The following is a 14,909-nucleotide window of genomic DNA, read 5'->3' as shown; positions in this document are numbered from 1 at the left end:
CATGTATTAATTCGTTATTATTTGTGAGCAAGTTTAATATAAAGGGGCAAATTACAGATGGATAGCCGTTGCATACGTATTCAAAGGCTAGCTTGGCCCTCCATGCACATTGAATACGTATGCAACGACTGTTTTAAAAACAAACAAGTCATTAGGTTAAAAGAGAAACTAAAAAACAATAAAAGGAAATAGTTTTGATTTTAATAAAAAGCTTAAGGAATATTTTAATTGTTACTCTTACTTCAGTAAGTTTACTTGCTTGTGAAGAGGGTGATGAACCGACTGACGAAGTTACACCAATCCCTGTGGTTGATACTTTACCTGAACCTGTAGTTATCGCAGGCGATGACGAGTTAGTTATTTTCTATAACCGCTCTGACGATAATTATGACGACTGGGTATTACATTTGTGGAATGGCGATGGCTGTATTGCGTATGCCGATTTTTCTGATGATGAAGGTACTGTTTGGGATGTAGGTCAAGCAGCAAATGGTGAAGATCCTAACTATGGTGCTTATTGGATACTGCCACTAAAAACTGATCATAACGGATGTGCTAATTTTATTGTGCATAACGGTGATGAAAAAGACATTGGTAGCGATACTAATAACGTAGTCGATTTAACCGGTGAACACACTATTTGGACATTATCAGGTATTAGTGATCTATATACCGAGGCAATACTAGCGCCTGAAGGTACCTTTATCGAAGGTGCTAGCGCACATTGGTTAACCGCATCTACAGTTTTACTGCCAACAGACAATGCCGCCGAAGTGCGTATATACCATGCAGCAGATGCTGACTTAGCCTTTGAGCCTGTTTCAGGTATATCAGGTGATAACTTTATTAGCTTTACCCCAAGTATTCTTACCGACAATGAAGCAGCATTGGTACCTCATATTAAAGATTCATTTGCAGCTTATGCAACTACTGCTGATTTATCATTAATTAAAGTCGCCTTAAAGGGGGAGCTAGTGGCAATAGCGTATTCAGCAGACGACGAGATGTTATCGGCAACGCGTGTGCAGATTGCTAAAGCCCTTGATGATATTTATACCTCAGGTGATAACGACGCTAATGAAGCAACTTTTGGTGTTGTTTATACCAAGGATAACATTACCGCTTCAGTTTGGGCGCCAACAGCGCAAGTTGTTGCCTTACAAGTATTTGATGATGCTAAAACCTTAACCAGTACCGAAACCATGATACTTGATACTGCAACAGGTATCTGGTCATTTACTGGTGATAAGGCGTTTTATGATCGTAAATTTTACCGTTATCAAGTCAGTGTTTATCACCCGATTTCGCAAAAAGTTGAAAACCTTTGGTCAACTGACCCTTATTCAGTGAGTTTAGCTACTAATGGTATGTATTCACAATTTGTTAATTTAAACGACGATGATTTAAAACCTGTTGATTGGGATAATCATTTATCGCCAACGATTGCAGAGGTTGAAGATGCGGTAATTTTAGAAGCACACATTCGTGACTTTAGTATCACTGATAGCACCACAACAGCAGAAAATCGTGGTAAATATTTAGCCTTTACTGAAACTGATTCAAATGCCGTGCAATACTTGAAAAATTTAGCCGACGCTGGCGTTACTCATTTTCATATGTTACCTGCTAACGATATCGCTACCATTAAGGAAGGGGTAGGAGAAACCGTTAACCTCCATAACACTGTTACTGAATTATGTGCTCTAAATGCTAGTGCGCCAGTATGTGGTGTGGAAGATAATAGCGCCACCATTCTTTCTGTGTTAGAAAGCTATGAGCCAACCAGTAATGACGCTAAATATTTAGTTGAAGCTATGCGTGGTATCGACAGCTTTAACTGGGGTTATGATCCTCATCATTTTAATGCTCCAGAAGGCAGTTATGCTTCAAATGCTGATGGCGTATCCCGTATTAAAGAAATGCGAGAAATGAACAAGGCCTTACACAACTTAGGATTTAGAGTAGTTCTCGATGTGGTTTATAACCATACTTCAGCTTCTGGTTTATGGGACAATTCTGTTTTTGACAAAATGGTGCCGGGTTATTATCACAGGTACAGCGAGGTTTCTGGTGATTTAGAGAAATCAACTTGTTGTGATAATACCGCTACCGAACATGTAATGATGGGCAAGTTTGTCGTTGACTCTTTAGCGCAATGGGCTGAGCAGTATAAATTTGATAGCTTCCGTTTTGATATCATGGGCCATATGCCCAAAGCTAACATTTTGGCTGCACGTGAAGCGGTTCAAGCTATTGACCCTGATAATTACTTTTATGGTGAAGGTTGGAACTGGGGAGAAGTAGTAAGTGGTCGTTTATTTGAAAATGCCATTCAAGAAACAATGGCTGGCTCAGAGGTTGGTACCTTTAATGATCGCCCACGTGATGCCATTCGTGAAGCGGTACTTTCAGTAACATCTCCCGACTTAAATAAAGTAGATAAAATCCGTCGTGGTTTAGCGGGTACCTTGCAAAACTATCAACTGCAAGATTTTAGAGGTGCTACTAAACTTGGCCGTGATTTTTCAGACGGTAAAGCTTACGCTTTAGATCCTGCAGATATCATTAACTATGTTTCAAAACATGATAATGAAACTTTATGGGATTATTTACAATATAACTTACCAACAGCAATGCTCAATGATGATCGTGTGCGTGTGCATAACTTATCGGCTAGTATTCCGTTATTAAGCCAAGGCATACCTTTCTTTCAATTAGGTTTGGACAAAATGCGTTCTAAATCGATGGACAGAAATACCTACGATGCTGGTGATTGGTATAACGCCGTTGATTACACCAACCAAAGTAATAATTGGCAAGCAGGCACGCCTGTTGATAATAGTAATGATGATAACTTAGCAACTATTGCTACTATAAAAACCAATAACGAAATTGTTGTGGATAATAGCGATATTGATTTCAGCTCTGCGATATTTGCTGAGTTCTTAGTTATACGTAGTGATAGTTCATTATTTAGATTAACTTCAGCAGAAGATATTATTGACCGTGTTGGTTTTCATAATACCGGCTCTAATCAAACCCAAGGTTTAATTGTGATGAGCATAGATGATGGTACTGGATACACAGATCTAGATACTAATTATGACGCAATTGTTGTGGTAATTAACGGTACTGATGCAGAACAAGTTCATACCATAAGTACAGCAACTGATTTTGCACTTCATTCAATTCAGCAAACGTCTGTAGATACCAGTGTCCAAGCAGCAAGTTTTACCGCAGGAACTGGTGAAGGAACCTTTACAGTACCTGCTTATACCACTGCAGTATTTGTTAAGCCACAAGTTGGCGAGCAAGGAGCAGGGTTAGCCGCGGGTCTTACTCGAGATGCCGAAGATATTGGACCATTTGGTGATACCGTTGTGTACTTACGCGGCAGTATGAATAACTGGGGTAACGATGGATTAACTGAAGAAGATAGCTTTATTTATCAAGAAAATGACGTTTACACTCTTAGTGTTAATTTAACTGCGGGCCAGCAAACCTTTAAATTTGCCGATGCTGAATGGGCCAATTTAAACTTAGGCTTTAATGATGTGAGTTTTACCGCAAGTTCAATTATGGTGAATGATGATGGTGGCAACATGGTATTTACTGCCGACAGTGATGGTATTTATAGCTTTACCATTGACGCTTCTAGTGCAACACCTCAAGTCACTATTACTAACATCACACTAACCGTAAATTGTAGCGCATTAACAGACTCTGCTGATAGTATTCCATTTAGTATTGCTGGCGGCGGTGAACTCTATGTCAAAGGTGATCATTCTGGCTGGGGTGCAAATGAGTTATATCGTTTACATTATAAAGGCAATAAGCAGTATCAAGCCGTTGCCGATTTTGATGGTACGATGTCATTTAAATTAGCCTCTGATGATGAGAGCTGGACCACACAACTGTGGGCACAAGCTAGTGATAGTACCAACATTAATACTGGCGAGCTTAGTGTAGGCCTTAATTATAATGTTACTTATGGCGATGCGGGCGAAACAAATAATTCAGCTAATTTACCAGCAGGCAGTTATAGCTTTTTGTTGATACTTAATGAAGCTAACCCTGCACAGGGCGCGAATGTAGGTAGTTTGATTATTCAGCAATGTCAGCCATAACAATCAAAGCAGAATAACATGCTGGTAAAATAGACCTTGAGCTTGTTTTGAAGGTAATGAGAAAGGCTTGCTGAGTAAATCAGTAAGCCTTTTTTTTATTTTAGCTTTGCACCGGAAATCTACGAGTAAATGATTACTGCTTATAGCTTGGATATTTGTTCAGCTAAAGCTTCAGGCTCGGAAAAGTCAGACGTTCTTAATATGACTTGACCATTTTTTACAATGACTAAGCTCGGTAATTCTTTCACGGCATATTGATGAAACATGCCATTATTAGCATCAATTGCAATGGCATGTTTTACCTGATACTTCTTAGTGTAATTCGCTAGTTCAGCTGGACCAGTCCAAAGTCTTGAAATTATGCCTTGCCATGCGATATTGTCAAACTGCTGGGTTAAAATATTGACTGAGTTTTGTGCCGCTATGCATTGTTGTGATGAGCTTGGGCGAGAGTCTTTAAAGTACCAATCACACCAAGTAGCCGTAAATAAAAATGCCTGTGTTTTATTGTCATTAACCCCTAACTCCAGTGGCAATGCAGTTTCTGTAATGGCATTGTCGGCCAGTAAATCAAGTTGTTTGTCAGTACTTATCAAGGCAATTTTGTTATCAAGCACAGAGTCAGCTTTGTGGCCAAGGTGAACTAAGTTCATTTGTTTATCAAACAATAAGTGATACGGGGTACCGAGCAACCTAAATGCTTGCGCTAAGTCGCCACTATTATCGATAGCCATTGGCATTGATAAGTTAAACTCTTGCTGCACTTTTTGCACCGCAGCTAAATTATCATTGATACCTAGATTAATGGCGATGACGGCTAAGTTGTCACCATGTTGTTGGCTAATTTGTTCAAAGTGGGGCATTTGCTCAATACAGGGTTTGCACCAGGTTGCCCAGAACTTTAAATATACCGGCTTTTTACCTTGATATTGCTCTAAGGTAATCACTTCCCCCGTGGTTAGTGTCATTGGCATGGTTAATAACTGCTTCGATAAGTTGCTGGCTTGCACCAATAAAATAGGACTGATAAATAATGTCAGAGTGAAGGATAAGAGCAATCTTTTTAACATGAGAATAAGGATTCCGTTAGTTATTCGGTTGAAGGTAATTTGTATGTTTTTCTGCTTAGCGATTTCAATGAAATTTATTTTACGTCAAATTATTATTATCAGAAGTGCCGATAATGAATTATATTAGTGAATATAATTCATTAATAAGTGGCATTATGGATAAGTTTAAAACCATCGCCTTGTTTATGTCGACTATCGAGACTGGCAGCTTTGCTGCAACAGCCAAAAAACATTCGACCGATCCATCGACAGTAAGTAAAGCAATTAAAAGATTAGAAGAGCAGCTCGGCTTGCAATTGCTCTATCGTTCTACTCGGCAATTAAGTTTGACCTCAGCAGGGCAGAAGTATGCAGATACCGTTGGCTCTCTCTATCAACAATTAGAGTCGTGTGAGCAAGAATTAAAATCAGACAATAATAGTTACAGCGGTGCACTGAAAATTAATTTACCGGTATCGTATGGCCGTATGTATATGCTGCCAATGTTAAGCCGATTTAAACAGGCCTATCCTGAAATCCAGCTAGATGTCAGTTTTAATGATCAATATGTTGATATGATTAGTGATGCAGTCGACGTTTCTATTCGTAGTGGTACTTTAAATGACAGCCGCTTGGTGGCACAAAAACTGTCACCCATGCCTTTTGTTCTCTGCATCAGTAATGAGGGTGTCAGTAGCAATGGAGTAGGTAATAAGTTAGTAACCAGCAGAGATATTGATATTTCGAATAAAGTACTGGCTGCTTTACCTTGGGTATTATTTCGCTTCAAACAAACAGGTAGGACAATGCCGATAAATTTCTCCTATCAAGGTTGCCACATTAATGTTGAACCGAAAAACGTAACCATTGTTGATGATGGTGAAGCCATGGCCCAAATGTGCGCTGAAGGTCTAGGCCTTAGCCTTATGCCTCATTTTACCGCGAAAGCTTTAGTCGTTGCTGGCAAGATGAAGGTTGTGGCACAACTTGATGACTTTCCAAATTCAGGAGTCTTTATTGTTTATCCAAAAAGAAAAGACCTACCCAAACGCACGCAACTATTTATCAAATTTGTTAAAGATTACCTGCAAGAAATGGGCGAATCGCCATCGCATACTTGGCTTGATAGACCGCTAAAACTTGGTTAACAGGATATAGTATTAGGAAGCGAATATTGAATACGTATGCAAAATTATAAAACTGGTTCTTTTATATGGGCTTAACAAGTAAGTTAGTAACAATAAAAACTTACTAGAATTGTGATCATGAAAAAGCCTTCAATTTCCTTTTTTACTTACGCGACACTTATCGTGTCTTTATACCTAACCGCTTGTAGTGATGGTGTTCAAACGCTAACTTCCGCGCAACTAGTCGCTGAGAAAAATGCTGCTCTTACTAGTGGGTTTGCTAAGCAAGCCAGTGATAGCTCAGTCCATTGGTTAACACCTGAGTTATTGGTTTTACCTAAAAGTACCGAAGAGGTGTTATATCAATTTCTTAATACAGGAAAAGATGAATTTAATGCCATTACGTTATTGGCAGTTGATTTTCCTGAGCACTTAGCAAAGAAATTCCCCCACCTTGCCGATTTTCAAGCTTACAAAGTTGACTTATCCCCAGTAGAAGCTAAAGAATGGTTAAAGCAGCAATTAATGGTTGTTGCCTTTGATAGAAGTCAGCAAGCACAAAAGGTTTCTTTTGTGCAAACAGGGCCTGTAATTGACGCACTTTACACTCAGGGTGAAAATGATGCCGACGAAGTAACTGATTTAGGTGCAACGATTACAGAGGAAGGGGTTAGCTTTAAGTTGTGGGCACCAACAGCACAAGCTGTTTCTGTACAGCTTTTTGATGACAACTTACAGGCGATTTTAGGCGGTAAGCTTGCCATGGTAGAAGATACCAATACAGGTATTTGGCAGGTAATATCAGATGACCAAGCGAGTTACGCTTATTATAAATATCAGCTCAGTGTTTATCATCCGGAATCCCAAAAGATAGAAAGCTTATCGGTTACCGACCCATACTCTTTAAGCTTATCTGTTAATAGTGAGTACTCACAGGTAGTCGATTTGAATGACCCTATCACTCAACCCGAAAACTGGCTAAATCAGCCAATACCGACGGTTAAAAATGTTGAAGATAATGTTTTTTATGAAACCCATATTAGAGACTTTAGTGCTAATGAACAGCGCTTGAGTAATGCTAAATTTAAAGGTAAGTATAAAGCTTTTAGTGAGAGCAACTCTGACGGCATACAACATTTAAAAGCACTGCAAGCAGCAGGGCTAAATAACATTCACTTATTACCTACTTTTGATATTGCTACTGTTAACGAAGATCAGTCCAAGCATCTTGATATAGATGACAACCTGGCTAAGGTTTGTACCATTACACCAAATGCCAGTATCTGTCAGCAATCTTACGATGAAAAACAGTCAATTAGGTCGTTATTACAGGGTTATTCGGTATCTGGAGAAAAAGCACAGCAATTAGTTAGTCAATTACGCGAATATGACAACTATAACTGGGGTTATGACCCTTTTCATTACACAGTGCCAGAGGGAAGTTATGCTGTTAATGCCCAAGGTGTGCCACGCTTAGTCGAATTTAGAGAAATGGTGCAAAGCCTGCATGGTATGGGCTTTCGGGTGATTATGGATGTAGTTTATAACCACACTCATCAAGCAGGCTTAGAAACTAATGCCGTATTAGATAAAATAGTGCCTAATTATTACCATAGATTACACCCAATAACCGGTGCAATCGAGCAATCGACATGTTGTGATAATACCGCGACAGAGCGTGTAATGATGGCAAAACTAATGACAGATTCGTTAGTGGTTTGGGCACGTGATTATAAAATTGATGGTTTTCGTTTTGATTTAATGGGGCATCAACCAAAAGATGTCATGTTAGTGGCAAGAGCAGCGGTGCGCCAAGTAGACAGTGATACTTACTTTTACGGTGAGGGTTGGAACTTTGGTGAGGTCGCTAGCAATAGTCAATTTACACAAGCCAGTCAGTTAGAGTTAGGTGGTACTGAGATAGGAACATTTTCTGACCGATTACGTGACGCCGTTCGTGGTGGTGGTAACAATACCCGAGACTCTCAAGGTGTAGGGAATGGCCTATTAACCTTCCCTAATGACAAAGCCAATGAAAAGCAAAATGAAGAAGGAAATCGTGCTGATTATGCGTTAAGGATGGATCAATTACGTATTGGCTTAGCAGGTAATTTAATTAACTTCCCTTTAAGGGAGGTTAATGGCGCAACAGTATTAGGTAAAGATATCCCATATGGTGACCAACCAACAGGTTATGCCTTAGATCCCGCGGATACTATCAACTATGTTTCTAAGCATGATAACCAAACCCTTTGGGACAATAGTCAATATCGCTTAGCGTTTGAAGTATCAACAGATGATAGGGTGAGAATGCATTTGCAAAGCTTGTCTTTCACCTTATTCGCCCAAGGCATACCTTTTTTACATATGGGCGCAGAGTTTATGCGCTCTAAGTCTTTCCTTCGTGACAGTTATGATTATGGCGATTGGTTTAATCGTGTTGATTTTTCTAAGCAAGATAACTTTTATAATGTTGGCTTACCACCTGCAGAGAAAGACCAAGCTAACTGGCCACTGATTAAAGAAGTGTTAAAAGGACATCAAGGCCGTGATCAAGTCAGTGCCAAGCATATACAATTTTCTAGTGAAGTCTTTAAAGAAATGCTAGAGATACGTATGGCTAGTCCATTATTTAGATTAACCAACGAACAGGATATTATTGATAAAGTGAGCTTTCTTAACGCTGCTTCACCTAAAAATGGCGCAAAGCAGGGCGCAGAACAGCAACTAGGTCTGTTAGTAATGAAAATTGATGACAGTGTTGGTACCGCGGTAGATAGTAACTATCAAAGCTTAATAGTTATCTTTAATACCAGCGATAAAACCCAAACCTTTGATTATGACTTTAGCGATGACTCTAATGCTAGCAGCACTCAGGGTTATCAATTACACCCAATACAGAAAAGTGGCACTGATGAAGTAGTTAAACAAAGTAAAGTAACGGCTAATGGCTTTACCGTACCCGCACTAAGCAGTGTGGTATTTGTTAAACAGAGAGGTTAGTTAGGTTTTCTATTCTTACTATCATTTAACAAAAAAAGGCTCTGATTATGAATAATCAGAGCCTTTTTGTTTCTTGTGACAAGGTATTGCGGTTAAACGTGAGTGTGCTTAATTAAACACTCGGTGATAAATGTAAAAAGCAACCACGTCCGGCAAAGGTTAATTGGTAGCGAGGTTCGACACCTTTATCAGCATTAATACTTTTTTCTAACAAGCCTTTATCAACTAAAAAATCTAACATGTTAGTTGATAATTCACCTAATTTTGCTTTGGCGGTAATTTCAACTTTAGTGGCAACGCCTTTAAAGGTGTACATAGCTTTGATTATCTTAGCTTCTGCTTCAGATATTTTTGGCATACGACCAGTATATGCAGGGAATTGCATTAACGGGAACTTACCTTGCACACTCTCGTAAGAAGCCTGTATCGCCTTAATATCAGTGTCTTTGTTATCAGTTAATTTAAAGGTATGAAAAACCCCTGTTTCTTTACTTAAATAATCAACTTTCGCTAAAAATATCGGTAAGTCACAACCTTGTGCAACATGGTAAAAGCCGCTTTTCCATTTAGGCACTAGGCCTCGCGTTCCTTCCGGAGTGAATAAGAAAAACACTCGGTTTAATTTTTGGCTGTTGATAAAGTTTTTTATTTGTTCAACTTGGCCAACGCCTTTTGCTGAACGATCAATAGGTATAGCGCCAAGATACATCATCCAAGTACCTAACACTGGTACTCGACATAAGCTGTCTTTTACCGAAAAGTAAATTTTAACATCTTGTAAAATAGCGGCACCAAGGGCGTAAAAGAAATCCCAGTTTGATGTATGAGGCGCAGCAATAGCTACCCCGGCACCTTCTGGCGCTGTTTTAGAAAGTTTCCAACCAGCTATTTTAAACCAAACAGTAAACATAAATTTTAAGAAATATTTAGTAAAAATACCGTCAAAGATGGTTTTTTCGCGAATGGTGAGTGCTTTTTTAGCCATGATAAAGTAATTCAAAGTTACTACTAAGATGGCGCTATTGTAGCAGGTAAGTGGCAAAAAATATTGATGTAGCTAGCTATTTCGTTCGCTTGGCACTTGCTTCTGCTGATAAAAGTAAACACCCGTTTGAAAATAGATAATCATCTTGAGTTGTTTGCTAGGATTTTACCAATAAAAACGGGGTGTTAGTTTAATGTTTGTAGCTTTAAAAGCTGTTATGTTGTTAGTGCTGTGTTTGAAATAAATAAACTTAATTGATAGTGAAGCTACTTTATTTAAAAGGCCCCTTTTTAAAGTTGCTATATATATAGACACTTTTCAGGACTATCGTCATAACTAGCACCTTCATTGGTAATTCAATAGGTACCATTTCAGTGGTGCAATGTCATAGCTGATTTAAGTGGGGGCTTTGTTGTAATTTGTTTCCTAAAAATGTCTCATATAATACCGATTAAAGGATAAAACATTGTATTTAGAGATAAATTTTTAAGCACTATTTTTAGGTCATGATTAGGGTGCAATGCGAGAAGTTACTATATTCACTAGAAGAGTCACTTGTATTTATATACAATCAACCTTTCTATGCACTTTGCATCCCAGTATCAACTCAACGTATCAATGATAATAATATGGCTGCCATTTTAGATCTTAGTAGTAAAAACAAAGCGTTAAGTTATTTAAATGCCTGTCATTGCTTTGGCAGGTCGCCGACTAATGTTGATACTGTAATCAATGCTCAGGAAGTGTCTCGCATACACGCAGTAGTAGATTGGACTAATAATCAATGGCTTATTCGAGATATTAGTAATAATGGTACTTGGGTAAATAAACAAAAATTAGTAAAAGATACTCCGTATAAACTTAAGGTTGGCGATCAGATATTTTTCGCTTCAGGTGATAGCCACGGTTTTGCTATTCAAGACCTTAATCCTCCGCAAAATATGTTACTGCCTATTGACCAATATGGTGAGCAAGGAACTGAATCGCCAATTATTTTATCTGATGGTAATTTACTTCCTTCAGAGGAAAACCCTGAGATTGCTTTGTTTTATGTGCCGAGTAAAGACCAATGGTATAAAGAGTTTTTGGTTGATACCGACGGTAGTGCTTATCCTGTGGTAAATTCAGATTTATTATTTTTTGCTAACCAAAAGTGGCAGTTAAAATTAATTCCATTAACTGAAAATACCGTGCTCATGGCGAAAGCTAAGTTATCTGTTCATCAGATAAAATACCGCTTTAATTTAAGTTTAGATGAAGAAAACACTGAATTAACGGTTACTACTGATGATGAAAAATTCTCTTTAGCGACTAAAGCACATCATTACTTAACCTTAAGTTTGGCTAGACATAGAGATGAAGATGCTAAACAAGGCATAGATGAAGATAATCAAGGTTGGCGCTTGCCAGAAGTGTTAACCAAAGAGTTAGGCTGTGATATCACCCTGTTTAATACTCATGTTTGCCGTGCTAAACAGCAATTTAGAGACATGCTTGATGGTGCTTGTGATGGTGATGAATTGATTGAACGTAAAGGGAAAAAAATACGTTTTTCTGGGGTTAATTATCGTATTTATAAAGGCAATGAGCTGATTGTGAATCGCGGACAAGATAAAGTTTCACTTACGGTATTACATGGATAATAAGTTACCACATTACAGCCGTGAACGATTATTGGGTGAAGGGGGCATGGGTAAAGTTTACCTAGCCCAAGATAACCAGTTACAACGACAAGTTGCTATTAAAGAATTAACCTATCAGCCGAAAGATGGAGCGGTTAATCATGCCCTGCAAGAAGCACGCTTATTAGCGCGTGTGAACCACACTAATATTATCCAAATTTATAATGTCCATGATGAAGGAGACCATATCTCTTTGGTCATGGAATATTTCAATAGTAAAACCCTGACGCAATTTCAACAGGAAAACTACTGTACTCTAGTACAAAAGCTAGATTTATTGCAGCAACTCTCAGCAGGACTAACGGCGGCACATAAAAACGATGTTATTCATTGTGATTTAAAACCGGCCAATATATTGGTGAATGACCAAGGGCAGCTAAAGATCACAGATTTTGGCATCGCTTTAATTGCCTGCAAGGAAAGAAAAAATAGTGAGCCTTCAGCTAGTGGAGAACCTTCAGCCAGTGAAGAGCCGTTGTTGTACGGCAGCTTGCTTTATATGTCGCCAGAGCAAATACAAAAAAAGCCATTAGATTATCGTAGTGATATTTTTTCATTCGGTATTGTTGCTTATCAATTAATGATAGGTAGCCACCCCTTTGGCCGTGGCTCAACGACAGATATTGCCGAAAGAATATGTCAACAAACGCCAGAGCATGCAAAAAATTTAATGTTAAACGCACCTATTGCCTTAACTGACTTGTTAATGGAAATGTTAGTTCAGCCCCTTGAACAACGAACATTAACCGCTAGCGTAATAGAAAATCGTTTAAAGCATATTAGAACCGCTTTAATACAAGCAGAGATGAGTGAGCAAGCAACCTTACCTTTGGGTGAGTTGCCGATACCTTCTCAACTCGCTGCTAATGAATATGCTACGCAGCCTATTCAGCAAGCCTTTATTCCTCAAGGTACGCAAAGTATTCAGCCAATTGAAAAACTACCAACGCCCTGGTTTAGACAGAGCAATATAGTCATTACTAGCATGACTATATTTTGCATTCTGCTGATTGTACTTTATTGGTTTGATAAGACCAATAAAGTGGAATCTAAGCAAGTAGTTATACTAAAGCCAACGTTGTCAGATAGTTCAATAATGGCACCTATGCAACAAGATTTAGTTACTTCAGCGGTAGAAGATGCTTTGCGCCAAGCAGTAATAAATACCAAAGACATGTATTTAATATCGCAACGAGAAGTGAATGCCATTACCAAAGATTATCCTGATGATTTGAATAAACTCAGACAAGCGGTTGGTGCATCAGATATTATATCAACGGCGCTAGAGTGTGATAATAGCCGCTGTAAAGTGAGCTTTTCTCGTTTGGTTGCGAATGAAAATAAACGTGATAGGTTAACGGTAAAGTCTGAGAAAAACTGGTTAGCACCAATAGATAGGTTTAGTGCCATTTTTAGCACTAGCCAAACACAGTTCGCTTCACTTTTTCCTGAGCATTCAGAAGTGAATCAATCAGCCTTAGTACAGCGCGCCATTAATGAAGATGATTATCGTGACTATATAACCCTTTATAGCCAAATTAAAGGGCAGGGTAATTATAGCGCTGATAGTTTGACTCAGTTAGAGGCACTGTTAACACACACACCCTATTTATATGCAGCTTATGCTTTGTATCGAGATACAGCATTAGATTTGTATTTTGATTCACAAGATAAAAAGTACTTTCAACAGCTAGATGTTTTATTGCAAAACTCACCGCCTGAATATAGATACAGTGTTTTTGAAGCCATAGATAGGTTTTGGTTAGCCTCAGAAATGGGTGATATGGCATTGGCACGATTGCAAGTCAGTGAAGCGAAAAAAAGAGGTGCAGATGGTTTGACTATTTTAGAACTGGAAGCATTTATGTTTTTTAGTTCTGGAGAATATCAACAAGCGGCTAATTCTTATGCTAATGCTTTTAAACTCAGGCCCAGCTCAACATTATTAAACAATATTGCCTTTAGTTATTGGTATATGGGGGATTCAATTAAAGCTGAGAGAGCAATAAATAAAATGCTCGCAATTGTCCCTCATAATTATATAGCACAACAGTTACAAGCAAATATTTGGTTACTACAAGGTAAGCTTGATTTAGCTATTACTGCTTATGAGAAAATAGTAGCGAGTATAAACAATGGCAGGGATTTAACCAATTTAAGTATGGCTTATGCCTTGAATAAGCAATACCAAAAGTCGCTTGAATTTGCCCTGAAAGCTTATAAGAAAAGCCCAAAACATCCAGTTAAACTGTTAAACTTAGCAGATATCGAAATGATTTTAGGTGATAAACAGAAAGCCATTTCTTATTATCAACAAGTAGTAGCTATTTTGGCAGGAAAAGATGATGTTAAGTATTTAACATATTTAGCGCAAGCATATGGCCAGCTAAATCAAGCCAACTTAGCGATAGCAGCGTTAAGTAAGGCACAAAAATTAGCCCCGGAAAATGGCGAGGTATCTTATGCTTCAGCTATCGTTTATAGTTTATTGGATGAGAAGGCGTCAGCAGTTCATCATATAAAATCTGCATTGAAGGATAACATTGGTGTTGTTTGGTTTAACCTTCCCTGGTTTGATAGTTTATGTGCAGAGTCTGAATTTCAGCAATTAATGGCAAAATATAATAATGCTGATCGCTGTCAAAATTAACCTTGTTTTTATTATGATTTAGAGTTTCATTCTAGCAATGAGTTAATGCAATTAATTTCTGATAATTCCGCCACCTACATCAATAGCACCAAACGTAGACATTTGCCCATACGGTGAAACTTGCTGTTCTTCTACTTTTAATTTTTGAGTCGCGGCAACATTCTTAATGGTTACCATTTTTGCAAGCAGCTCAGGTGCGTACTCAGCTAAATATAACAACCTTTCTAATTGCGCCGCGTCAGAATCAGCCATTTGCATTATTTGTTGTAATAGTTCCGGCTCATTC

At 38.4% G+C, this 14,909-nt stretch carries 7 protein-coding genes and 1 pseudogene; 5 read left to right on the top strand and 3 right to left on the bottom strand.

The window, feature by feature from the left end; all coding sequences use genetic code 11:
* Positions 1–194 precede the first annotated feature (194 nt).
* Entirely contained in the window at positions 195–4,127 is a 3,933-nt protein-coding gene (locus HRT50_RS00890) for an alpha-1,6-glucosidase domain-containing protein (protein WP_291610373.1), read from the top strand.
* 140 nt (positions 4,128–4,267) lie between these two features.
* Here the strand turns inward: HRT50_RS00890 and HRT50_RS00885 are convergent, their stop codons facing one another.
* The gene (locus tag HRT50_RS00885) at positions 4,268–5,197 is read right to left on the bottom strand and encodes a redoxin domain-containing protein (protein WP_291610372.1); all 930 of its coding nucleotides are present in this window, start codon (positions 5,195–5,197) and stop codon (positions 4,268–4,270) included.
* 155 nt (positions 5,198–5,352) lie between these two features.
* On the opposite strand from HRT50_RS00885, the gene HRT50_RS00880 reads away from it, so the two are divergent.
* Positions 5,353–6,324: a LysR family transcriptional regulator gene (locus HRT50_RS00880; protein WP_291610370.1), complete on the top strand. Its 972-nt coding sequence runs from the start codon at positions 5,353–5,355 to the stop codon at positions 6,322–6,324.
* Positions 6,325–6,441: 117 nt separating this feature from the next.
* Positions 6,442–9,306 carry a pullulanase-type alpha-1,6-glucosidase gene (gene pulA, locus HRT50_RS00875; protein WP_291610368.1) on the top strand — a complete coding sequence of 955 codons (2,865 nt, stop codon included), beginning with the start codon at positions 6,442–6,444 and terminating at the stop codon, positions 9,304–9,306.
* A gap of 112 nt (positions 9,307–9,418) precedes the next feature.
* Here pulA and HRT50_RS00870 read toward each other — a convergent pair whose 3' ends face one another.
* The gene (locus HRT50_RS00870; protein WP_291610365.1) at positions 9,419–10,306 is read right to left on the bottom strand and encodes a 1-acyl-sn-glycerol-3-phosphate acyltransferase; all 888 of its coding nucleotides are present in this window, start codon (positions 10,304–10,306) and stop codon (positions 9,419–9,421) included.
* A gap of 614 nt (positions 10,307–10,920) precedes the next feature.
* Here HRT50_RS00870 and HRT50_RS00865 point away from each other — a divergent pair.
* Both HRT50_RS00865 and HRT50_RS00860 read left to right on the top strand, forming a co-directional pair.
* Positions 10,921–11,934 carry an FHA domain-containing protein gene (locus HRT50_RS00865; RefSeq protein WP_291610363.1) on the top strand — a complete coding sequence of 338 codons (1,014 nt, stop codon included), beginning with the start codon at positions 10,921–10,923 and terminating at the stop codon, positions 11,932–11,934.
* Positions 11,927–14,623: a serine/threonine-protein kinase gene (locus HRT50_RS00860; RefSeq protein WP_291610362.1), complete on the top strand. Its 2,697-nt coding sequence runs from the start codon at positions 11,927–11,929 to the stop codon at positions 14,621–14,623. Before HRT50_RS00865 ends, HRT50_RS00860 begins: the two co-directional genes overlap by 8 nt.
* A 51-nt stretch (positions 14,624–14,674) precedes the next feature.
* On the opposite strand, the pseudogene HRT50_RS00855 reads toward HRT50_RS00860, so the two are convergent.
* Positions 14,675–14,909, bottom strand: a pseudogene (locus HRT50_RS00855) (hypothetical protein); the annotation flags it as partial.

The organism is Colwellia sp., from assembly GCF_013215345.1.
Taxonomy (GTDB): domain Bacteria; phylum Pseudomonadota; class Gammaproteobacteria; order Enterobacterales; family Alteromonadaceae; genus Colwellia.
Note: the sequence above shows the minus strand (reverse complement) of the source record. Positions and strands in the feature narration are given on the sequence as shown.

Bases quoted from the DNA above. Each gene is read 5' to 3' on its own strand.
- HRT50_RS00880 (WP_291610370.1), top strand. From the start codon at position 5,353: ATGGATAAGTTTAAAACCATCGCCTTGTTTATGTCGACTATCGAGACT.
- HRT50_RS00860 (WP_291610362.1), top strand. From the start codon at position 11,927: ATGGATAATAAGTTACCACATTACAGCCGTGAACGATTATTGGGTGAA.
- HRT50_RS00865 (WP_291610363.1), top strand. From the start codon at position 10,921: ATGGCTGCCATTTTAGATCTTAGTAGTAAAAACAAAGCGTTAAGTTAT.
- HRT50_RS00885 (WP_291610372.1), bottom strand. From the start codon at position 5,197: ATGTTAAAAAGATTGCTCTTATCCTTCACTCTGACATTATTTATCAGT.
- pulA (WP_291610368.1), top strand. From the start codon at position 6,442: ATGAAAAAGCCTTCAATTTCCTTTTTTACTTACGCGACACTTATCGTG.